The following is a 21,086-nucleotide window of genomic DNA, read 5'->3' on the forward strand; positions in this document are numbered from 1 at the left end:
CCCTCGGGCCGGTGGGGAGGAGTGCTGGGTGAGGGTCAGTTCTTCTCGGTGACGCCGGCGGAGTCGAAGGTGGCTACATCGTGCATCGCGCGGGCCGCACTCTGCACCAGCGGGAGGGCCAGCAGGGCGCCGGTCCCCTCGCCGAGGCGCAGGTCGAGCTCGATCAGCGGGCGCAGTCCGAGCTTCTCCAGCGCGGCCTTGTGGCCGGGCTCGGCGGAGCGGTGGCCGGCGATGCAGGCGGCCAGCACCTCGGGGGCGATGGCCTTGGCGACCAGTGCGGCCGAACCGGCGATGACGCCGTCCAGGATCACCGGGGTGCGCAGCGAGGCGGCGCCGAGCAGGAAGCCGGCGATGGCCGCGTGCTCCAGACCGCCGACGGCGGCCAGTACGCCGATCGGGTCGGCCGGGTCGGGCTGGTGGAGGGCCAGCGCGGTCCGGATGACCTCGATCTTGCGGGCGTGCGTCTCGTCGTCGATGCCGGTGCCGCGCCCGGTCACCTCGGCCGGGTCGAGACCGGCGAAGACCGAGATCAGGGCGGCGGAGGCGGTGGTGTTGGCGATGCCCATGTCGCCGGTGACCAGCACCTTGTTGCCCGCCGAGACCAGGTCACGGGCGGTCTCGATGCCGACCTCGATCGCCTTGAGCGCCTCCTCCCGGCTCATCGCCGGGCCCTGGGTCATGTCGTCCGTGCCGGGCTTGACCTTGCGCGGGAGCAGGCCGGTGGTGCGGCCGTTCTGGACCGGGCCGGGCAGCTCGGAGGCCACGCCGACGTCGACCACGCAGACCTCGGCGCCGACCTGGGCGGCGAAGGCGTTGACCACCGCTCCCCCGGCCAGGAAGTTGGCCACCATCTGGGCGGTGACCTCCTGCGGCCAGGGGGTGACGCCCTGGGCGTGCACGCCGTGGTCACCGGCGAACACCGCGACGCAGCCGGGCTCCGGGATCGGCGGCGGGCACTTGCGGGACAGGCCGCTGAGCTGGGCGCCGATGATCTCCAGCACGCCCAGCGAACCGGCCGGCTTGGTCATCCGCTTCTGCCGGTCCCAGGCGTCGCCGAGCGCCTTGGCGTCCAGCGGGCGGATGCCGCGCAGGGTCTCGGCGAGGAGGTCCGACGGCTCCTCGCCCGGCAGGGCGCGGTTGCCGTACTGCTCCTCGTGCACCACCCAGGAGAGCGGGCGCTTCTTGGCCCAGCCCTGCTGCTGGAGCTCGGGCTCGTCCGGGAAGGAGTCCACGTAGCCGACGCAGAGGTACGCGACCACGTCGAGGTGGTCCGGCAGGCCCAGCTCGCGGACCATCTCCTCCTCGTCGAAGAAGCTCACCCAGCCGACGCCCAGACCCTCGGCGCGGGCGGCCAGCCAGAGGTTCTCCACCGCCAGGGCGGCCGAGTACGGGGCCATCTGCGGCTGGGTGTGGCGGCCCAGGGTGTGGCGGCCGCCGCGGGTGCGGTCGGCGGTGACCACGATGTTGACCGGGGTCTCGAGGATGGCCTCGATCTTGATTTCCTTGAACTGCTTCGCCCGGGCCTTGGGCAGCGAGTCGGCGTACGCCTCGCGCTGACGCTCCGCCAGCTCGTGCATCTTGCGGCGGGTCTTGGCGGAGCGGATCACCACGAAGTCCCAGGGCTGCGAGTAGCCGACGCTGGGCGCGGTGTGGGCGGCCTCCAGGACCCGGATCAGCACCTCGTGCGGGATCGGGTCCGGGCGGAAGCCGTTGCGGATGTCGCGGCGCTCCCGGATCACCTGGTGGACGGCCTCGCGGGCGGCCTCGTCGAAGCCTGCGGCCGCGGGCGGGCGCTCCTCCTCGGCGACGGCACCGGTCCCGGTCTGCTCCTCGGTCTCGGCGACGGCGGCGTCGGTGGGGACCTCCGCGGCCTCGGTCGCCACGGCCTCGGTCGCGACGGCCTCGGCGGACGGCTCGGCCTCGGGGGCCGACTCCTCGGCAGGGGTGGCTCCGGCGGCCGGCCCGGGCTGAGCGGCCGGCCCGGTCTCGGCGGGCTGCTCGGCGGCGGGCTGCTCGGCTGCGGGCTGCTCGGCTGCGGGCTGCTCGGCTGCGGGCACCTCAGCGGCGGCGTCCCCCGGGACGGTGGCCCGGCCCGGCTGCGGCTCGGCCTCGACGGCCGGCAGACCGTCCGGGGCCGGGGCGGCCAGGAAGGCGGAGATCCGGCCGGGCTGACGGGCGGGCGCGGCGGCCTGCGCCGGAATGGCGACGGTCTCCGGCTGCTCGGCGGTGGGCTCCACCGCGACGGCCACGGCGGCCGCGACCGCCAGGTCCTCGACGGCCGGGGCGGCCCCGGGCTCGGCGGGCACGGCCTCGGCGAGCGGCAGCTCGGGCGCGGTCGACTCGCTGACGGTCCGTTCGGTCTGCTCGGGCTGCTCGGCGGTGACGGCGAGCGCCTCGGCCTCCGGGGCCGCCTCGGGCTGGGCGGCCGGGACGGCCTCCGGCTGCGGGACGGCAACCGGCTCCACGAAGACGGGTTCCAGCGAGATCGGCCCGGCCTGCGCCGGAGCGGCCTCCGCGGCCGGCTCGGCGGGCGGGTGCTCGACCGGCTGCTCGACCGCGACCGGCTGGGCCGGCTCGACCGGAACCTCCGCGAGCGCCTCGGCCGGGGCCTGCGGCGGCTGCTGCTCCTCGACGGCGGTCCCGGCGGTCAGGACGGCCTCGGCGGGGACGGTGACCGGGGCCTCGTTGACCACGGTCTCCACGACCGGGGCCTCGGCGGCGGCCGGCCCGGCCTCGACCACCGCGACGGGCTCCACCGCGACGGACTCGACCGCAACCGACTCCACGGCCACGGACTCGACGGCCACGGACTCGACGGCGGTCTCGACCGCCTCCACCGCGACCTGCTCGACGGCCACTGCCGCGACCTCCGCCGGGACGGCCTCGGCCAGCACGACGGGCTCGACGGCGATCGGGGCTCCGACGGCCTGCACGTCCTCCGGCCGGGCCGGCGCGCCGGCCTCCGGCTGGAGCTGTGCGGGCACCGGAACGGCCTGCACCGGCACCGCGGCGGTCGGCACGGGGACGGCCAGCGGAGGAGCGGGGACGATCGGCACGCCGTACGCGGGGGTGCCCCCGGACGGGCCGCGGTCGGCCAGCGAGCGGACCGGGACGTGACCGGTCATCAGGGACGGGTCCGGGATGGGCGGCCCGGCGTGCAGCGGGCGGCGCTGCGGCTGAGGGGGCGTCACCGGGACCGTCTGCACAACCGGTTCTGCGGCCGCCACCGGCGCGGTCGCCTGGACGGTGTTCGCCAGCGCGTCCGGCACCACGCCGGGCGGGGTGAACTGGCCCGCGACGGGGCCGGCCGCCGGGGCGCCCGGGAACGGCGCGGCGGCGAGCGGATCGGTGAGCGGGTCGGCGAGGGGCGCGACGGCGGGGTCGACGCCCGGCACCGGCGGGGCCAGCGGCGGCCAGGACGGCTCGACCGGGGTGCCGTGGGCGGGCGTGCCCTGGGCCACGGCGTCCTGGACCACGGCGTCCTGGACCGGGGTGCCGTGCGCCGGGGTGCCGTGCAGCAGGGGGTCCTGGAGCGGAGTGCCGTGCGCCGGGGTCCCGTGCAGCGGCACGCCGTGCGCGGGGGTGCCGCCGAGCTCGTCGACCGGACGGAGCGTCACCGTGTCGACCAGGGGCGACCCGAGGCCGGGTGCCGAGGGCGCCGCGGGGGCGGCCGCCGGGATCGCGGTCTCGCCGACCATCACGGTCTCCACCGCGCCGTGCACCGGGACGTCGCCCCAGGAGGCCTGCGGGCCGGGCATCAGCAGCAGGTCCTCCTCCTCGTCGTCGAGGAAGGTGTACGCGGCGTGCCGGGCCGGGGCCTGGCCGGGCAGCGGGACGCCCTCCGGGCGGCCGAGCGGGTCGGCGCCGCCGAGCAGGTGCTCGGGCAGGCCCTCGCTGGGAACGTGGCCGCCATCGGTCATGTCAAAGCTCCTTCCGGGCGCTGCCGCACCCTTGGCGCGACGGTCGCCGACCGCCGCGCCCAACTCCGCTCGGGGCGGGCCGTGCTCCCGCCCGTCCATCCGTCCGTCCAGCTGCCCGGCGTCCGCCGTGCCGCGCTTCCGGACCGGGCGCCTCCCGTGGGAGGGGTGGCGCACCATCAGAAACAACGACAGCTGGGGACAACCGGCACGACCGCGCCGGACCCAACGGCATTCTTCCGGCCCGACCCGCGCCGCGTCGAATGTCCACGGCCCCTCCGGGCTGTAAGTTCCGCCACGTCAGAAAGGTGGCAAACAGGCCGAACTGGACACGAACCGACGACCGCCGCGCAGGCGGGAGGCTTCACCCTACCGGCCCGCCCCGAACGGATACCGAATCCCTGTCCGAATCCTGATCACACCGCGGCAGTTTGGCCGGGGGCCGTTGACGGAGCCCCGACAGCCCCGGCCGAGGTGACCGACAGGCAGACCGACGGACGGCCCGACGGCCCGTCAGGAGGCCAGCTCTCCCCAGAGCACCAGACTCTGCTGCCCCGCGCCGAGGGCCAGCCCGGGCACGCCGCCCGGGGCCGGGGCCAGTGGCGCGGACTGCAGCAGCGCGCCGTCCGCGCGGTAGCCGGCGGCGGTGATCGCGGTCCGGACCGCCTCCGCCTCGGCCAGCGTGCGGGCGATGGCGACCAGCCGCTCCGGTCGCCGCGCGAGCACCGCGCCGACCACCTCGGCCCCGCCCGCCTCGACCATCACCGCGTCCGGCTCGGGCAGGCCGCCGAGCACCTCGGGGCCCACCCCGTGCACCACCTCGACCTCCACGCCGTAGCGGCGGGCGTTCACGGTGATCTGGGCGCAGGCCGACCGGGAGGCCTCCACCGCGACCACCGCCGCGCCGAAGCGTCCGATCTCCACCGCCAGCGCCCCGCTGCCCGCGCCGACCACCCAGACCAGCTCGCCCGGCACCGGGCCGAGCCGGGCCAGCGCCAGCGCGCGGACGTGCGGCGGCAGCGCGGCCCCGGCGCCGCCCGCCGTCCCGGCGAGCTGCTCCGCCCCCGCGTACGCCCGGCCGTCGAGGGCCCAGCCCCGGTCCGGGCCGGGGAAGCCGAGGGGGCGTCCGGCCAGCCAGCCGGAGGGCTCGCCGGGAGCGTGGTTGGGCCCGGCGCCGCCGATCACCAGGACCACGGCCGGATCGCGCCAGTCGTGGTCGGGCACCCGCTCGGAGGTGAGGACGGTGACGTCCTCGTCCGGAGTGCCGAGCGCCTCGCAGACCACGAAGGTGCGGTGCACCCCGCGGAGCATCAGGGCGAGTTCGCTGGGCCCGGCGCCGGGAGTGGTGAGCACGGCGACCTTCGGGTGGGCGCGGCAGACGTTGGCCGCCCGGCGCAGCCGACCGCCGTGGGCGCTGACCACCTGGGCGTCCTCCCAGGGCATCCCGGCCCGGGCGAAGGCGGCGGCCACCGAGGAGACGGCGGGCAGCACCTCGAGTTCGAGTCCGTACTCGGGGCGGCGGAGTTCGCGCACCACCCCGAAGAAGCCGGGGTCGCCCTCGGCGACCACCACGGCGGCACCCCGGTGGGCGGCGATCCGGCGGGCCGCCTGCTGGACGCTGCCCAGGGTGAGCCGCTCCGCGCCGGCCGGCACCGGCAGCGCGGACAGCTGGTACGGGGCGCCCGCCACCAGGGTCGCGCCCGCGAGTGCCGAGGCGGCCGCCTCGGTCAGCGGAGTACCGTCCCACCCGATGACCGTGATCCGGTCCGCCATCTACCGCTGCTCCCCTTAGGCCCCGTGACGGTCCGTCCGCCCGCCCGGTCCGAGGCTACCCGGTGGGACCGGCCCGGGACGGGAAAGCGCGGCGGGAAACTCGCACAGCAGTGCGTGAACTCCCGACGACACGTCAGCGCGGCCCGTCGCCGGCGGTCAGCGGTGCCCCGCGTGGTCGGCCTCGCGCGGCGCCAGTGGCGGGGCCTGTCTGACAACTCGCGTCGGATCAGCGGGCGTCGTTGGGGTGCGTGGCTCGGCGCCGCCGAGGAGGGAGTCCATGCGGAGCATCGGCGACCGACGAGAAGGTGGCGAGGTGCGCACCCCGGCGGCGACCGCCCGGCGCGAGTTGTCAGACAGGCCCCATGTCCTCCGGCAGCAGGCTCCACAGGATCAGGTCGCTGCGGCTCTCCTCCGCGGTGCCGTCCCCCTCACCACCGCGGACTATCCAGGCGCTGCGCAGCACGCCCTCGCTGATGCAGCCGAGCTTCTGGGCCACCTGCTGGGCGGCCGTGTTCCCGGCGGCGGTGCGCAGCTCCAGGCGGAGGAAGCCGCGGTCCTCGAACAGCCACTGGGCCACCCCGTTGACGGCCTCGGGCGCGTAGCCCTCGCCGCGGGCCCAGGAGGCGGTGACGAAGACGACCTCGGTGGAGAGCAGCCGCCAGTCGGTGGCGCGCAGTTCGACCACGCCCACCATCCGCTGGGTGAGGTGCTCGGTGACGGCGAAAACGATTCCGCGCCCCTCGATGCGGCGGGCGGGCGCCAGCATCCTGGTCCACTCCCGCGCGTGCTCCTCGGTGAAGGGCTGCGCGACGTCGGTCCAGGCGTGCACCAGCTCGTCGTCCATCATCGCCACCAGGCCGGGGACGTCCCCGCCCGCGAGGGGTCGCAGCAGCAGCCGCTCGGTGCTGATCGCGGTCTCGGGGAAGCTCGCAGGCATGCCGTCTCTCTCCTCGCCGGGTCGTGGACACACGGTACGCCCCGCCCTGCCCGGGCCGTGACACGGTACCGGGTGGAACGCCGACGGCACCCCCACCACACGGATGGGGGTGCCGTTCTGAGCGGCCGTCAGGAGCCGCTGCCGGCGGTTCAGAACGCCGGGATGACCGAGCCCTTGAAGGTGTCGTTGATGTACTGCTTGACCTTGTCGGAGTGCAGCAGCTCGGCGAGCTTCTTCACCCGCGGGTCGTTCTCCTTGCCCTTCTTGACGGCCAGGATGTTGGCGTACGGGTTGCCCTCGGCCTTCTCCAGCAGGATCGCGTCGGTGGCGGGCTTGAGGTTGGCCTCGATCGCGTAGTTGCCGTTGATCACCGCGGCGTCCAGGTCGGGCAGCGAGCGGGGCAGCTGGGCGGCCTCCAGCTCCTTCCACTTCAGGTGCTTCGGGTTGCCCGTCACGTCGGCCGGGGTGGCGGCGGTGCCCACGCCCTCCTTGAGGGTGATGACGTTGTTGTCGGCGAGCAGCTTGAGCGCCCGGCCCTCGTTGGTGGTGTCGTTGGGCAGGCCGACGGTGGCGCCGTCGGGCAGCTCGGCGGCCGACTTCACCTTCTTGGAGTACAGGCCGAGGGGCTCCAGGTGCACCGTCTCGACGGAGACGATGTCGGTGCCCTTCTTCTGGTTGAAGTCCTTCAGGTACGGCACGTGCTGGAAGTAGTTGGCGTCGGCCGAGCCGTCCTGGACCGAGGTGTTCGGGGTCACGTAGTCGGTGACCACCTTGACGTCGAGCTTGAGCCCGGCCGCGTCGGCCAGGTTCTTCTGGACGTACTCCAGGATCTGGGCGTGCGGGGTGGGGCTGGCGACGACCTTCAGCGGTGCGTCGGGGCTGGAGCCCGAGGACGAGGAGTCGCTGCCGCAGGCGGTCAGGGACAGGGCGAGCCCGGCGGTGGCGAGGATGCTGACGGACTTCAGGACGTTACGCACGAAAAGTGCCTTTCTCCATGGGTGGTGCGGGTGGGACGGGGTGGTCAGTGCGGGAGGACGAGCTCTTCGTCCTTCTCCGAGGTGGTGGTGCGGGAGCGCAGCAGTCGGGTGGTGCCGCCCGAGGAGCCGCGGTCGGTCAGGCGCCGGACGATCAGGTCACCGATCAGCTGGATGACGGTCACGATGACGGCGAGCTCGGCGACGATGACCCACATGAAGCCGGTCTCGAAGCGCAGGTAGCCGTAGTTGACGGCGAGGAAGCCGAGGCCGCCGCCGCCGACGGTGCCGGCCATCGCGGAGAAGCCGATCAGCGCGATGATCGTGGTCACCACGGAGGAGACCAGCGAGGGCAGCGACTCGGGGAGCAGCACCTTGCGGACCGAGGTCCAGGTGCCGCCGCCCATCGCGTGGACGGCCTCCAGCAGCCCGCCGTCGACCTCGCGGACGGAGGTCTCCACCAGCCGGGCGAAGAACGGGATGGCGCCGACCGTCAGCGGCACGGTGGCCGCCTCCCAGCCGATGGTGGTGCCGGCGATCGCCCGGGTGAAGGTCTGCAGCGCGACCATGATGATGATGAACGGCATCGAGCGGCCGAGGTTGACGACGGCTCCGATGACCCGGTTCACCGGGGCGTTCTGCAGGGCGCCGCCCTTGTCGGTGAGCACCAGCAGCAGGCCGAGCGGGAGCCCGAGCAGCACGGTGACGACGGTGGAGACGCCGACCATCTGGAAGGTCTCCCAGGTGGCGGGCCACATGAGCTCCTGCATCTGGTCCCAGGTCATGCCGCCGCTCCGTCCTTCTGGTCCAGCACGTCCACCTGCAGGCCCTGCTCGCGCAGGAAGCCGATCGGCACCACGTTGTCCTGGTGGCCGCCGGGCAGTTCGACCCGCATCCGGCCGACCATCCGGCCGGAGACGGTCTCGACCGCGGCGCCCAGGATGTTGATGTCGATCTGGTAGGTCCGGGCCAGCTGGGAGACGAACGGCCGGGCCGAGCTGTCGCCCTGGAAGGTGATCTCCAGCACGGTGTTGCCGGGGTGCCCCTGGCCGAACTCGCCGAGCGGGAACAGCTCCCGGGCCACCTCCGACCCCTCGGTCGCGAGCAGGTCGGTGAGCTTGCCGGACTCCACCACCCGGCCGTCGCGCATCAGGGCGGCGGAGTCGCAGACGGACTTGATGACGTCCATCTCATGGGTGATCAGCAGCACGGTGAGGCCCAGCTGTTGGTTGAGGTCGCGCAGCAGCGCCAGGATCGAGCGGGTGGTCTCCGGGTCGAGGGCCGAGGTGGCCTCGTCGGAGAGCAGCACCTTGGGGTCGCCGGCCAGCGCGCGGGCGATGCCCACCCGCTGCTTCTGGCCGCCGGAGAGCTGGCCCGGGTAGTTGCGGGCCTTGTCGGCGAGGCCGACCAGCTCCAGCAGCTCGGCCGCCTTGCGGCGGCGCTGGGCACGGTCCAGGCCGATGATCTCCAGCGGGAGTTCGACGTTCTCCTGCACGGTGCGCGAGGAGAGCAGGTTGAAGTGCTGGAAGACCATGCCGATCTTCTGCCGGGCGGCGCGCAGCTCCTTGCCGGCCCGGTGCTCGGTGCCGGGCAGCGCGGTCAGCTCCACGCCGTCCACGGTGACCGTGCCCGAGCTGGGGCGCTCCAGCATGTTGACGCAGCGGATCAGGGTCGACTTCCCGGCACCGCTGGTGCCGACGACCCCGTACACCTCGCCCTCGCGGACGTGCAGGTCGACTCCGGCGAGCGCGGTGGTCTCGCGGCCTCGGCTTCGGTAGACCTTGGTCAGGTCCTTGGTGGTGATCACGGCTGCTTCCGTTGTTCGGGGGCGGACGAGGGCGTGCGGGGGCACACCTCTGAGGGTGGGTCAGGTCCGGCCATGCTTCGATCGTGGCCGCTGGGCGGCCGGGGCGCGCGTGGGCGTGGCCCTTACGTGTCAGGGCTCGCGGCGCGGGGGGAAGAGGGAGTTGAGCAGCCCTCAGAAGCGACACATTCGACAGCGACACATGCAGCTCTCACCCGTCGGCATGGTGCCGATGGCGGTGCGCGTCGTCGTCGTGGTCATGGGTGAAAGTAAATCAGACATATGGACACGGTCCCAATTATCAGGAGCCGATGTCCGCACTTCGGACACGACACTGTCACCTCAAGGGTGACGGCGCCCCGACCGAGGGTTCGGTCAGGGCGCCGTGGGTGTCGTGAGGGGTGGTTCAGGCAGCGGCGGCGACCGGCGGGTGCTTCTCCAGGGTGACCACGCTCAGCCGGCCGGAGACCTCGCGGACGGTGGTCTGCCGGTAGCCGTGGCGGGCGTAGAGGCGGAGGTTGCCCAGGCTGCGGTGGCCGGTGAAGAGCTGGTACGAGCCGACGGTGTGCTGCTCGTGCAGACGGCGCTCCACCGCCTCCAGGAGCCGGCCGCCGAGGCCGTGCCGCTGCATCCGGGGGTGCACCACCAGACGGCCGATGTGCGCCGTGCCGTCCTCGTCCACCGAGCCGCGGACGGTGCCGACGATCTCGTCGCCGAGGCGGGCCACCAGGACGTGGCGCTCCGTCAGCTCCGCGCGCAGACTCTCCAGGGTCTGGGTCAGCGGTTCGATCGCCCAGTCTCCGTACAGTTCGGCCTCGGACTGGTAGCCGAGGTACTGGAGCTTGAGGATCGCCTCCGCGTCCTCCACGCTCGCCACCGAGATGTTCACGCTCATGCCCATGTGCGGGGGCCTCCCCATCGTTGGTTCCGGTGCGCGCGGTGAGGGTTCCGCACCGGTCGCCCTGCCGAAGGATTGCCCGGCCGGGGATCCGCCCTGACCGGGGGTCGCGCAGACGCGTCCCGGCTGTCCTCCGGAACCGGCTCTGCGCGCACGCCCAGTATCGGGCCGGGTGAGGAGGCGTCAAGGACGCGTTCGCCACCGCTCTACCCACCGGCCCGCCGGCGGCAACCCTCCCGTGGCCTGGACGTGGCGAGGGTCACTCCGGCCGCTCGTTGTGCAGGAGGGCGCGCAGGCAGGCCAGACAGCGCGAGCGGGTCGGTCCGATACTGCCGCGCGGGAGGCCCAGCCGCGCGGCGAGTTGGCGGTACGTCAGTTCGGGCGACTCGGCCAGCGCGGTCATCAGTTCGGGGCAGCGCCCGGGCAGGACGGCCAGCGCGCGGCGCACCGCGCGCGCCCTGGCGGCGGCGAGTGCCTGGTCCTCGGCGGAGGGCACGGTCCACTCCGTCCGGGTGACGGCGGGGTTCTCCGGGTGGAGTTCGGCGTAGCGGATCACACCCGGGAAACGACGGAGGGGCACCCCTGGGGGTGCCCCTACGCGAGTGAACGTCAGCCCTGGACCCACTCCTGCTGGGCGGCCAGGTCGGCCTTGAGCTCAGCCAGCTGGACCGCCACCGCCGACGGGGCGGTGCCGCCCCGCCCGCTGCGGGAGGCGATCGCGCCGTGCACGCTGAGCACCGAGCGGACCTCCGGCGTCAGGTGCCCGCTGATCTCCGCGAACTGCTGGTCCGTCAGGTCCGAGAGCTCGATCCCCTGGCCCTCGCAGACCTTGACGCAGGCACCCGCGACCTCGTGCGCCACCCGGAACGGCACGCCCTGCTTCACCAGCCACTCGGCGATGTCGGTGGCGAGCGAGAAGCCGGCCGGGGCCAGCTCCTCCAGCCGCTCCCGGTGCACCGTCAGGGTCGCCATCATGCCGGTGAACGCCGGGAGCAGGACCTCGAGGGTGTCGCAGGAGTCGAAGACCGGCTCCTTGTCCTCCTGGAGGTCCCGGTTGTAGGCCAGCGGCAGCGCCTTGAGGGTGGCCAGCAGGCCGGTCAGGTTGCCGATCAGGCGGCCGGACTTGCCCCGGGCCAGCTCGGCGATGTCCGGGTTCTTCTTCTGCGGCATGATCGAGGAGCCCGTGGAGAAGGCGTCGTGCAGCGTGATGAAGCCGAACTCCTTGGTGTTCCAGATGATCACCTCCTCGGCGATCCGGGAGAGGTTGATCCCGATCATCGCGGTCACGAAGGCGAACTCCGCGACGAAGTCCCGCGAGGCGGTCCCGTCGATCGAGTTGCCCACCGAACCGCCCTCGAAGCCGAGCTCGGCCGCGACCTGCTCCGGGTCCAGCCCGAGCGAGGACCCGGCCAGGGCACCGGAGCCGTACGGCGAGACGGCGGTGCGGGCGTCCCACTGGCGCAGCCGCTCGGCGTCCCGGCCGAGGGCCTGCACGTGCGCGAGGACGTGGTGGGCGAAGAGCACCGGCTGCGCGTGCTGCAGGTGGGTGCGGCCGGGCATCGCGGTGGCGGGGTGCGCCTCGGCCAGGCCGACCAGGGCGTGCTGCAGGTCCAGCAGCAGACCGCCGATGATCTTCGCGTGGTCCCGCAGGTACATCCGGAACAGGGTGGCGATCTGGTCGTTCCGCGACCGGCCGGCCCGCAGCTTGCCGCCGAGGTCCGGGCCGAGGCGCTCCAGCAGGCCCCGCTCCAGCGCGGTGTGCACGTCCTCGTCGGCGACGGTCCCGGTGAAGGTGCCGGCCTGGACGTCGGCGAGCAGCTGGTCGAGGCCGGCCAGCATCCCGCCCAGCTCCTCCTCGGTCAGCAGCCCCGCCTTGTGCAGCACCCGGGCGTGGGCCTTCGACCCGGCGATGTCGTAGGGGGCGAGCCGCCAGTCGAAGTGCACCGAGGCGGACAGCTTGGCCAGCGCCTCCGAGGGCCCGTCGGCGAAGCGCGCGCCCCAGAGGCGGACGTCGGCATTCTGGTCGGCGGTCATCGCGTGGGCTCCTTCGGGTGACTGTACGAGGATTGGCATAAGTATGCACTGCGTCGCATGAAACACCAAACGCCTTCGGTCACAGAACCGTCGTGAGCTCCGCCAGCGAGGCGATCACCCGGACACCGGCGTCCGCGGCACCCGGCCCTCCGGATTCCGAGCGGTCCAGCCAGACAGGCCGCAGGCCCGCGTCCCGCGCCCCGACCGCGTCCTTCTCGTAGTCGTCCCCGACGTAGGCGACCTCGGAGGGCGCCAGCCCCAGGGCCTCGCAGCCCGCCAGGAAGATGCTCGCCGCCGGCTTGGCGGCGCCGTGCTCCTGGGAACAGATCAGCGGCTCCGTGAAGTAGCCGAGCAGCCCGATCGCCTCCAGCTTCGCCCGCTGGTGCGCGGTCACCGAGTTGGACACGACCCCGAGCCGGTACCGACCCGTCAGCGCGTCCAGCGCCGGCCGTGCATCCTCGAACGCCTGCCTGACCGCGTCCCTGTGCACCGCGTAGCTCGCGAACCACGCAACCGCCGCCTCGTCCGTCAGCCCGGTCGAGCCGGCCACCCCGGCCTCGGCGAGGAATCGCCGTATCCGCGCGGCCTTCTGCGCCGCGAACGTCAACTCACCGCTCAGGAACCTCGGGTACTCCGCCTCCCTGACCTCCCGCCAGATCCGCAGTGCTTCCGCCCGCGACACGAAACACTCGGAGAGTCCTTCGGTCACCAGGTGCTCGTGCAGCCCGGCCTCTTCGGCCTCCTCGTAGTCGTACAGGGTCCCGTCGACGTCGAACAGCACTCCACGGATCGTCATGCCGCTCATTCTGGCTGGCACCGTGACCCGGAACGGCTCCGCCGGACGGTCGCGGCGCGAGGCCGGCGGTCGTGGCCGTGCTACGGATCGAGCTGCGCTCGGAGACCGTGGTGCTGCAGCCGGGCACGGAGGAGCTCCATCTCGGGCAGGGTGCCCGTCGTACCGCCGCCGGTCAGTTCCTCGGCGAGCCGGCGGGCCTCCCCGAGCGGCGCGCCCGTGAGCTCGCGGAGGGTCTTGAGGACCGGGACGAGGCTCGGCGGCGGGTCGAGGCGCAGGTGGGTGGGGCCGTTGGCGGCGAGCAGGGCGGGGCGCCAGTCGGCGGAGGGCGGGTCGCCGGGGCCGGCGTGCTCGCACCAGTAGGCGTCGCAGGCGGTGCAGCGGAACTCGGCGTCCCACCACAGTTCGCCGCAGTGGACGAACTGGTTCACCTGACGCTCCGCCAGGGCACCGCAGTCACAGGGCGCGGGGAGGCGTACCGTCTGGCCGGTCATCAGGGCTCCTCGTGGCGGCGCCCGCCCCGCTGCGGTGGCGGGACGGGCGTGGGGGTCACTGGGCCTTGGCCTGGGCGAGTTGCATGAGGTGGTCGGCGAGGGCCTGGCCGCCGAAGGGGTCGCGGCTGATGAGGAGGACGGTGTCGTCGCCGGCGATGGTGCCGATGATCTCGAAGACCTCGGCCTGGTCGATGGCGGAGGCGAGGAACTGGGCGGCGCCGGGCGGGGTGCGCAGGACGACGAGGTTGCCGGAGGCGGTGGCGGAGACCATGAGCTCGCCGGCCAGGCGGGCCATCCGGCCCTCGGTGGCGGATTCGCCCATGGGGGCGCGGGGGGTGCGGTCGCCGCCCTCGGCGGGGACGGCGTAGATCAGGGCGCCGTCGCGGTTGCGGATCTTCACCGCACCCAGCTCGTCCAGGTCCCGCGAGAGGGTCGCCTGGGTGACCACCAGGCCGTCGTCGGCGAGCAGCTTGGCCAACTGGCTCTGCGAGCGGACGGGCTGACGGGTCAACAGGTCGACGATCCTCCGGTGCCGGGCCGTGCGGGTCTGCGGGACCTGCGGCGTCGGCCCGGCGGCGGACTGGTCGGAGCTGGATGCGGTCATGGCGAAGATTCTCCCGGAGTCCGCTCAGACGTTCGCGTCAGGGGTGACGCTGTTCAGGATCTCCGGCAGGGCGGCCAGGAACGAGGCGGCCTCCGCCTCGGTGAGCACGAGCGGCGGGACGAGCCGCACCGCGTCCGGCACGGCCGCGTTCACCAGGAAGCCCGCGGCCTGGGCGGCGGCCTGGATCTGCGCCGAGACCGGCGAGTTGAGCACGATGCCGAGCAGCAGCCCGGCGCCCCGGACGTGGCTGACCAGCGGGTGGCCGAGCGCCTCGATGCCGGTGCGCAGCTGCTCGCCGACCTTCTGGACGTGCTCCAGCAGGCCCTGCGAGGCGATGGTGTCGAGCACCGCGAGCCCGGCGGCGGCGACCACCGGGTTCCCCCCGAAGGTGGTGCCGTGGTGGCCCGGGTGGAGCAGCTCCGCGGCGTCGCCGAAGGCCAGCACGGCGCCGATCGGCAGCCCGCCGCCGAGGCCCTTGGCCAGGGTGACCACGTCCGGCTCGACGCCCTCGTACGCCTGGTGGGCGAACCAGTGGCCGGTCCGGCCGATGCCGGTCTGCACCTCGTCGAGCACCAGCAGCGTCCCGGTGGCCCGGGTGATCGCCCGAGCCTCCGTCAGGTAGCCCTCGGGCAGCGGGATCGCGCCGTTCTCGCCCTGGATCGGCTCCAGGAAGACGGCGGCGGTCTCCTCCGTCACCGCGGCCCGCAGCGCCTCGATGTCGCCGAACGGGACGTAGGTCACGTCACCCGGCAGCGGCAGGAAGGGGGTCTGCTTGGCGGGCTGGGCGGTGAGCGCCAGCGCGCCCATGGTGCGGCCGTGGAAGGCGCCCTGGAGGGAGACCACGTGGGTGCGGCCGGTGAGCCGGCCCATCTTGAAGGCGGCCTCGTTGGCCTCGGCGCCGGAGTTGCAGAAGAAGACCCGGCCGGGGCGGCCGTCCAGCTCCAGCAGCTTCTCCGCCAGCGTGATGGTGGGCTCGGCCATGAAGAGGTTGGAGACGTGGCCGAGGGTGGAGACCTGCCGGGTGACCGCCTCCACGATGGCGGGGTGGGCGGTGCCCAGCGCGTTGACCGCGATGCCGCCGACCAGGTCCAGGTACGCCTTGCCGTCGGCGTCCCAGAAGGTCGAGCCCTCGCCGCGGACCAGCGGGAGCCGGGGGGTGCCGTAGTTGTCCATCAGCGAGTGCTGCCACCGCTGGGTGAGTTGGTCGTTCGTCATGCGAGGCCCCCCAGGACCGTGTCGTCGTCGTCCGGCACCACCATGGTGCCGATGCCCTCGTCGGTGAAGATCTCCAGCAGCAGGCTGTGCTGCACGCGGCCGTCCAGCACGCGCGCGGTGCCGACGCCGGAGCGGACGGCGCGCAGGCAGCCCTCCATCTTCGGCAGCATCCCGCTGGCCAGCGTGGGCAGCAGCTTCTCCAGCTCACCGGCCGTCAGCTGGCTGATCACGTCGTCGGAGTCGGGCCAGTTGGCGTACAGGCCCTCGACGTCGGTGAGCACCACCAGCATCTCGGCGCCCAGCGCGACGGCCATCGCGGAGGCGGCGGTGTCGGCGTTGATGTTGTAGACGTGGCCGTCGGTGCCGCGGGCGATCGAGGAGATCACCGGGATCCGGCCGTCGGCGATGAGCGCCTTCACGGCGCCCGCCTCGACGTTGACGATGTCTCCGACCAGGCCGATGTCGACCTGCTCGCCGTCCACCACCGCGTACCGCTTCACGGCGGTCATGGTGTGGGCGTCCTCGCCGGTCATGCCGACCGCGAACGGGCCGTGCTCGTTCAGCAGACCGACCAGCTCGCGCTGGACCTGGCCGGCCAGCACCATCCGGACCACGTCCATGGTCTCGGGGGTGGTGACCCGCAGGCCCGCGGTGAAGCTGGACTCCAGGCCCAGCTTCTCCAGCTGCGAGCTGATCTGCGGACCGCCGCCGTGCACCACGACGGGGTGCAGCCCGGCGTAGCGCAGGAAGACCACGTCCTGGGCGAAGGCCGACTTCAGCGACTCGTCGACCATGGCGTTGCCGCCGAACTTGATGACCACGGTCTTGCCGTGGAAGCGCTCCAGCCAGGGCAGCGCCTCGATCAGGGTCATCGCCTTGGGCAACGCGGTGTTGTTCCGGGCCTGTTCGCCCTTGGGTGCGATCTTCACGGTGTGGGTGTCCCCCGGCTCAGGTGGAGTAGGCGCTGTTCTCGTGGACGTAGTCCGCGGTGAGGTCGTTGGTCCACACGCTGGCCTTGGCCTCCCCGGCCCGCAGGTCGGCGGTGATGACGATCTCACGGCCCGTCATGTCGACCAGGTCGCGGTCCTCCCCCACGCCGCCGTCCTTGCAGACCCAGACGCCGTTGATCGCGACGTTCAGCTGGTTCGGGTCGAAGGCGGCGGAGGTGGTGCCGATCGCGGCCAGCACCCGGCCCCAGTTCGGGTCCTCGCCGTGCAGGGCGCACTTGAGCAGGTTGTTCCGGGAGATGGTGCGGGCCACCTCGACGGCCTCGGCCTCGGTGGCCGCGTTCACCACGTCGATCCGGATGTCCTTGGAGGCGCCCTCGGCGTCGCCGATCAGCTGGCGGGCCAGGTCGGCGCTGACGGTGGCCACCGCGGCGGCGAACTCCGCCGCGTCCGGGGTGACGCCGGAGGCGCCGGAGGCGAGCAGCAGCACGGTGTCGTTGGTCGACATGCAGCCGTCGGAGTCGATCCGGTCGAAGGTGACGTTCGTCGCCGAGCGGAGCGCGGCGTCCAGGCCGGGGGCGTCCACCACCGCGTCGGTGGTGATGACGACCAGCATGGTGGCCAGGCTCGGGGCGAGCATGCCCGCGCCCTTGGCCATCCCGCCGACCGTCCAGCCGCCCTGGCTGACCTGGGCGGTCTTGTGCACGGTGTCGGTGGTCTTGATGGCGATCGCGGCGGCCTCGCCGCCGTCCTCGCTGAGCGCCTTGGCGGCCTGCTCGACGCCGGGCAGCAGGATGTCCATCGGCAGCCGGACGCCGATCAGGCCGGTGGAGGCGACGGCCACCTCGCCCGCGTTCAGCCCCAGCTCGGCCGCGACCTTCTCGGCGGTGGCGTGGGTGTCCTGGAAGCCGGCCGGGCCGGTGCAGGCGTTGGCGCCGCCGGAGTTGAGCACGACGGCGGAGATCTGACCGCCCTTCACCACCTGCTCGCTCCAGAGCACGGGGGCGGCCTTGACCCGGTTCGAGGTGAAGACGCCGGCCGCGGCCAGCTGCGGGCCGTCGTTGACCACCAGCGCGAGGTCCGGGGTGCCGCTGGCCTTGATGCCGGCGGTGACGCCGGCGGCGCGGAAGCCCTTGGCCGCCGTGACGCCGAGGTTCTGACTGGTGGTCACGGTGCGACTCCGATCAAGGGGAGGCCGAGCTCCTCGGGGAGCCCGAGGGCGATGTTCATGCTCTGCACCGCGCCGCCGGCGGTGCCCTTCACCAGGTTGTCGATCGCGCTGATCGCGATGATCCGCCCGGCGTGCTCGTCCAGGGCGACCTGGACCAGCGCGGCGTTGGAGCCGTAGACCGAACTGGTCTGCGGCCACTGCCCCTCGGGCAGCAGACGGACGAAGGGCTCGCCCGCGAAGGCCTCGGCGTACGCGCGGCGCAGGCCCTCGGCGGTGGTGCCGGGCTTCGCCTTGGCGCTGCAGGTGGCCAGGATGCCGCGCGGCATCGGGGCCAGGGTGGGGGTGAAGGAGACGGTGACGTCCTCCCCCGCGACGGGGCCGAGGTTCTGCGCCATCTCCGGGGTGTGCCGGTGGCCGCCGCCGACGCCGTACGGGCTCATCGAGCCCATCACCTCACTGCCCAGCAGGTGCGGCTTGGCCGCCTTGCCGGCGCCGGAGGTGCCCGAGGCGGCGGTGATCACCGCCTCCGGCTCGGCGAGGCGGGCGGCGTAGGCCGGGAACAGCGCCAGGGACACGGCGGTCGGGTAGCAGCCCGGCACGGCGATCCGCTTGGTGCCCTTCAACGCGGCCCGGTGGCCGGGGAGTTCGGGCAGGCCGTAGGGCCAGGTGCCGGCGTGCGGGGAGCCGTAGAACTTCTCCCAGACCGCGGCGTCCTTGAGCCGGAAGTCGGCCCCGCAGTCCACCACCAGCACGTCCTCGCCGAGCGCCTCGGCGACGGCGGCGGACTGGCCGTGCGGCAGGCCGAGGAAGACCACGTCGTGCCCGGCCAGCGTCTCGGGGGTGGTCGGCTCCAGCACCCGGTCGGCCAGCGGCAGCAGGTGCGGCTGCAGCTCGCCGAACCGCGCCCCGGCGTTGGACCCGCCGGTCAGTGCGCCGATCTCGACCTCGGGGTGGCCGAGCAGCAGGCGCAGCGCCTCGCCGCCCGCATATCCGCTCGCTCCGGCGACGGCCACACGCAATGCCATGACGATTCCTCTCTAGGACTAGGCATGAATATACGCAGCACGGAACATTCATGCAAGAAGGTCGAGCCGGCAGTCCCGGACGGCGAAGCCGTCGCCGAGCTGCCGGCGCAGCTCCGCCAGGGCCGCGGTGGCCCGGGGATGGAAGGCGGCCCACTGCTCCTCGCTCCAGAGCGACGGGCCACCGGGGTCGTTCCAGTCCAGCGAGGACTGGTAGAGCTCGGACAGCTCGGACAGCTCCGCCCGCAGCCCGTCCTCCACCGGGAGCTCCTCGGGCTCGACCGGGCCCTCCATGGCCTCCGGCGTGCCGGACTCGGGCCAGATCGGGGTGGAGACGCCGTACTCGAAGAAGAAGCGCAGCAACTTAGGCATACCTAAGTTTTCCACGGCCGGAGGGGTGCGCAGAACACACCGGGCCCCGACAGGGCGTCATGCCTGTCGGGGCCCGGGCTCCGTACGGGGTGCGGCGGCTGACGGTCAGTCAGTGCCGGACTCCATGGCCGCGCGGTCGAGCGCGGCCTCCTCTGCGGTGGGCTCGACGGTGGAGGCGATGGCCTTGGCGCCGCCCTGGTCCATCGCGCCGATCAGGCCGGTCGAGGCCGCCTGGGCGGCGCCGATCGAGCTCTGGCCGCCGGGGCCCTCGCCGACCAGGCCGAGGGCGGCGTACTGCTCCAGGCGGGAGCGGGAGTCGGCGATGTCGAGGTTGCGCATGGTCAGCTGGCCGATCCGGTCGACCGGGCCGAAGGCGGCGTCCTCGGTGCGCTCCATGGAGAGCTTGTCCGGGTGGTAGCTGAGGGCCGGGCCCTTGGTGTCGAGGATCGAGTAGTCCTCGCCGCGGCGCAGCCGCAGGGTGACCTCGCCGGTGATCGCGGCGCCAACCCAGCGCTGAAGCGACTCACGGACCATCAGGGCCTGCGGGTCCAGCCAGCGGCCCTCGTAGAGCAGCCGGCCGAGGCGGCGGCCCTCGTTGTGGTACGCGGCGATGGTGTCCTCGTTGTGGATCGCGTTCACCAGGCGCTCGTAGACGATGTGCAGCAGGGCGAGGCCGGGGGCCTCGTAGATGCCGCGGCTCTTCGCCTCGATGATCCGGTTCTCGATCTGGTCGGACATGCCGAGGCCGTGGCGGCCGCCGATCGCGTTGGCCTCCATGACCAGGTCGACCGGGGTGGCGAAGGTCTTGCCGTTGATGGAGACCGGCCGGCCCTGCTCGAAGGCGACGGTGACGTCCTCGGTGGCGATCTCCACCGACGGGTCCCAGAACCGGACGCCCATGATCGGGTCGACGGTCTCGATGCCGGTGTCGAGGTGCTCGAGGGTCTTGGCCTCGTGGGTGGCGCCCCAGATGTTGGCGTCGGTGGAGTAGGCCTTCTCGGTGGAGTCCCGGTAGGGCAGGCCGTGGGCGACCAGCCACTCGGACATCTCCTTGCGGCCGCCCAGCTCGGTCACGAAGTCCGCGTCCAGCCAGGGCTTGTAGATCCGCAGGTGCGGGTTGGCCAGCAGGCCGTAGCGGTAGAACCGCTCGATGTCGTTGCCCTTGTAGGTGGAGCCGTCGCCCCAGATCTGCACGCCGTCCTCGAGCATCGCCCGGACCAGCAGGGTGCCCGTCACGGCCCGGCCCAGCGGGGTGGTGTTGAAGTACGCCCGACCGCCGGAGCGGATGTGGAACGCACCGCAGGCCAGCGCCGCCAGCCCCTCCTCGACCAGGGCCGCCTTGCAGTCCACCAGGCGTGCGATCTCCGCCCCGTAGGCGTTGGCACGGCCGGGCACCGAGGCGATGTCGGGCTCGTCGTACTGGCCGATGTCGGCCGTGTACGTGCAGGGGACGGCGCCCTTGTCACGCATCCAGGCGACGGCCACCGAAGTGTCGAGGCCGCCGGAGAAGGCGATACCGACGCGCTCGCCGGTGGGGAGGGAGGTGAGGACCTTGGACATGGGAAGATTATGCATCATCATGCATGGCCATGCAACGCGGTTCCGCCGCCGTCCTCACGCCGCCATCCTGCCAGTCGGCCTGACGCCCCGACAGTCACGAATTGCCGGTGCGCCCCGACCGCCGCGCGGCGTACCGTGCGCCGGTGAACCCACGGACCCCCGGCCGCCCCCTCGACGTCGAGGCCCTCTTCCCCGAGGTGGTGCCCCACCGCCGCCGCACCGTCCGGCTCCACCCCAGGGCCGGCTCGCCCCGCCGCCGGGACAGCTCGGTGGGCGGGCCGCTGCTCTGGCCGGCCGAGGAGCCGTGGCCGACCTGCCCCGACCACCCCGGCTCGCCGATGGTGGCGGTGGTCCAACTCCGGCTCGCCGACCTGCCGGAGGAGGTCGTGCCGTTCCCGGACGGGTGCGACCTGCTCCAGGTGCTCTGGTGTCCGCGCGGCCACGACGGCCGCTGGGTCGAGCCGCTGGTGGTCTGGCGCCGGGCCCCGGCCGAGCCCACCGCTGGCAGTCCGTCAACACCGAGTCGACCAGGGTGGTGTTCACCGTCGCCCCGGGGGACGAGATCCAGTTC

General features: G+C 73.3%; 18 protein-coding genes. All 18 read right to left on the bottom strand.

Features of this window, described 5'->3' with window-relative positions; all coding sequences use genetic code 11:
• Positions 1-35 precede the first annotated feature (35 nt).
• A complete protein-coding gene (gene cobT, locus ACWEPF_RS08105) occupies positions 36-3,920 on the bottom strand; it encodes a nicotinate-nucleotide--dimethylbenzimidazole phosphoribosyltransferase (protein WP_452171888.1) in 3,885 nt (1,294 codons plus the stop codon).
• 510 nt (positions 3,921-4,430) lie between these two features.
• Positions 4,431-5,690, bottom strand: coding sequence for a precorrin-6y C5,15-methyltransferase (decarboxylating) subunit CbiE (gene cbiE, locus ACWEPF_RS08110; RefSeq protein ID WP_452171889.1), 1,260 nt, complete (start codon positions 5,688-5,690; stop codon positions 4,431-4,433).
• 349 nt (positions 5,691-6,039) lie between these two features.
• Positions 6,040-6,627: a GNAT family N-acetyltransferase gene (locus tag ACWEPF_RS08115; protein WP_452171890.1), complete on the bottom strand. Its 588-nt coding sequence runs from the start codon at positions 6,625-6,627 to the stop codon at positions 6,040-6,042.
• Positions 6,628-6,776: 149 nt separating this feature from the next.
• Positions 6,777-7,604: a MetQ/NlpA family ABC transporter substrate-binding protein gene (locus ACWEPF_RS08120; RefSeq protein ID WP_452171891.1), complete on the bottom strand. Its 828-nt coding sequence runs from the start codon at positions 7,602-7,604 to the stop codon at positions 6,777-6,779.
• 44 nt (positions 7,605-7,648) lie between these two features.
• Complete coding sequence (locus tag ACWEPF_RS08125) at positions 7,649-8,386, bottom strand: methionine ABC transporter permease (protein ID WP_345283422.1); 738 nt, start codon at positions 8,384-8,386, stop codon at positions 7,649-7,651.
• A complete protein-coding gene (locus ACWEPF_RS08130) occupies positions 8,383-9,408 on the bottom strand; it encodes a methionine ABC transporter ATP-binding protein (RefSeq protein WP_345283420.1) in 1,026 nt (341 codons plus the stop codon). The genes ACWEPF_RS08125 and ACWEPF_RS08130 overlap by 4 nt, the downstream gene beginning before the upstream one ends.
• Positions 9,409-9,811: 403 nt before the next feature.
• On the bottom strand, positions 9,812-10,306 hold the full coding sequence (locus tag ACWEPF_RS08135; protein WP_345283419.1) for a GNAT family N-acetyltransferase: 495 nt from the start codon (positions 10,304-10,306) through the stop codon (positions 9,812-9,814).
• A gap of 256 nt (positions 10,307-10,562) precedes the next feature.
• Positions 10,563-10,883, bottom strand: a complete 321-nt coding sequence (locus ACWEPF_RS08140) for an RNA polymerase sigma factor (RefSeq protein WP_345283418.1) — start codon at positions 10,881-10,883, stop codon at positions 10,563-10,565.
• Positions 10,884-10,912: 29 nt separating this feature from the next.
• Positions 10,913-12,337: an argininosuccinate lyase gene (gene argH, locus ACWEPF_RS08145; RefSeq protein WP_345283416.1), complete on the bottom strand. Its 1,425-nt coding sequence runs from the start codon at positions 12,335-12,337 to the stop codon at positions 10,913-10,915.
• Between the two features lie 79 nt (positions 12,338-12,416).
• Positions 12,417-13,133: an HAD family hydrolase gene (locus ACWEPF_RS08150; protein WP_452171892.1), complete on the bottom strand. Its 717-nt coding sequence runs from the start codon at positions 13,131-13,133 to the stop codon at positions 12,417-12,419.
• An 80-nt stretch (positions 13,134-13,213) separates the two neighbouring features.
• Complete coding sequence (locus ACWEPF_RS08155) at positions 13,214-13,624, bottom strand: hypothetical protein (protein WP_452171893.1); 411 nt, start codon at positions 13,622-13,624, stop codon at positions 13,214-13,216.
• Positions 13,625-13,679: 55 nt separating this feature from the next.
• On the bottom strand, positions 13,680-14,228 hold the full coding sequence (locus ACWEPF_RS08160) for an arginine repressor (RefSeq protein WP_345283413.1): 549 nt from the start codon (positions 14,226-14,228) through the stop codon (positions 13,680-13,682).
• Positions 14,229-14,252: 24 nt separating this feature from the next.
• A complete protein-coding gene (locus tag ACWEPF_RS08165) occupies positions 14,253-15,443 on the bottom strand; it encodes an acetylornithine transaminase (protein ID WP_452171894.1) in 1,191 nt (396 codons plus the stop codon).
• Positions 15,440-16,315 (bottom strand): acetylglutamate kinase, encoded by an 876-nt coding sequence (gene argB / locus ACWEPF_RS08170; protein WP_452171901.1) that lies wholly within the window; start codon positions 16,313-16,315, stop codon positions 15,440-15,442. The genes ACWEPF_RS08165 and argB overlap by 4 nt, the downstream gene beginning before the upstream one ends.
• A 76-nt stretch (positions 16,316-16,391) precedes the next feature.
• A complete protein-coding gene (gene argJ, locus ACWEPF_RS08175; protein ID WP_452171895.1) occupies positions 16,392-17,561 on the bottom strand; it encodes a bifunctional glutamate N-acetyltransferase/amino-acid acetyltransferase ArgJ in 1,170 nt (389 codons plus the stop codon).
• The gene (gene argC / locus ACWEPF_RS08180; protein ID WP_452171896.1) at positions 17,558-18,586 is read right to left on the bottom strand and encodes an N-acetyl-gamma-glutamyl-phosphate reductase; all 1,029 of its coding nucleotides are present in this window, start codon (positions 18,584-18,586) and stop codon (positions 17,558-17,560) included. Before argC ends, argJ begins: the two co-directional genes overlap by 4 nt.
• 48 nt (positions 18,587-18,634) lie before the next feature.
• On the bottom strand, positions 18,635-18,955 hold the full coding sequence (locus ACWEPF_RS08185) for a hypothetical protein (RefSeq protein WP_452171897.1): 321 nt from the start codon (positions 18,953-18,955) through the stop codon (positions 18,635-18,637).
• A 105-nt stretch (positions 18,956-19,060) separates the two neighbouring features.
• On the bottom strand, positions 19,061-20,515 hold the full coding sequence (gene argG / locus ACWEPF_RS08190) for an argininosuccinate synthase (protein WP_345283406.1): 1,455 nt from the start codon (positions 20,513-20,515) through the stop codon (positions 19,061-19,063).
• Between the last annotated feature and the right edge of the window lie 571 nt (positions 20,516-21,086).

This window comes from Kitasatospora sp. NPDC004289 (genome assembly GCF_053602875.1).

Excerpts from the sequence above, each read along its gene's own strand:
- cobT (WP_452171888.1), bottom strand. The coding sequence starts at position 3,920 with ATGACCGATGGCGGCCACGTTCCCAGCGAGGGCCTGCCCGAGCACCTG.
- cbiE (WP_452171889.1), bottom strand. The coding sequence starts at position 5,690 with ATGGCGGACCGGATCACGGTCATCGGGTGGGACGGTACTCCGCTGACC.
- ACWEPF_RS08115 (WP_452171890.1), bottom strand. The coding sequence starts at position 6,627 with ATGCCTGCGAGCTTCCCCGAGACCGCGATCAGCACCGAGCGGCTGCTG.
- ACWEPF_RS08125 (WP_345283422.1), bottom strand. The coding sequence starts at position 8,386 with ATGACCTGGGACCAGATGCAGGAGCTCATGTGGCCCGCCACCTGGGAG.
- ACWEPF_RS08135 (WP_345283419.1), bottom strand. The coding sequence starts at position 10,306 with ATGGGCATGAGCGTGAACATCTCGGTGGCGAGCGTGGAGGACGCGGAG.
- argH (WP_345283416.1), bottom strand. The coding sequence starts at position 12,337 with ATGACCGCCGACCAGAATGCCGACGTCCGCCTCTGGGGCGCGCGCTTC.
- ACWEPF_RS08150 (WP_452171892.1), bottom strand. The coding sequence starts at position 13,133 with ATGACGATCCGTGGAGTGCTGTTCGACGTCGACGGGACCCTGTACGAC.
- ACWEPF_RS08155 (WP_452171893.1), bottom strand. The coding sequence starts at position 13,624 with ATGACCGGCCAGACGGTACGCCTCCCCGCGCCCTGTGACTGCGGTGCC.
- ACWEPF_RS08160 (WP_345283413.1), bottom strand. The coding sequence starts at position 14,228 with ATGACCGCATCCAGCTCCGACCAGTCCGCCGCCGGGCCGACGCCGCAG.
- ACWEPF_RS08165 (WP_452171894.1), bottom strand. The coding sequence starts at position 15,443 with ATGACGAACGACCAACTCACCCAGCGGTGGCAGCACTCGCTGATGGAC.
- argB (WP_452171901.1), bottom strand. The coding sequence starts at position 16,315 with ATGACCCTGATCGAGGCGCTGCCCTGGCTGGAGCGCTTCCACGGCAAG.
- argC (WP_452171896.1), bottom strand. The coding sequence starts at position 18,586 with ATGGCATTGCGTGTGGCCGTCGCCGGAGCGAGCGGATATGCGGGCGGC.
- ACWEPF_RS08185 (WP_452171897.1), bottom strand. The coding sequence starts at position 18,955 with ATGCCTAAGTTGCTGCGCTTCTTCTTCGAGTACGGCGTCTCCACCCCG.
- argG (WP_345283406.1), bottom strand. The coding sequence starts at position 20,515 with ATGTCCAAGGTCCTCACCTCCCTCCCCACCGGCGAGCGCGTCGGTATC.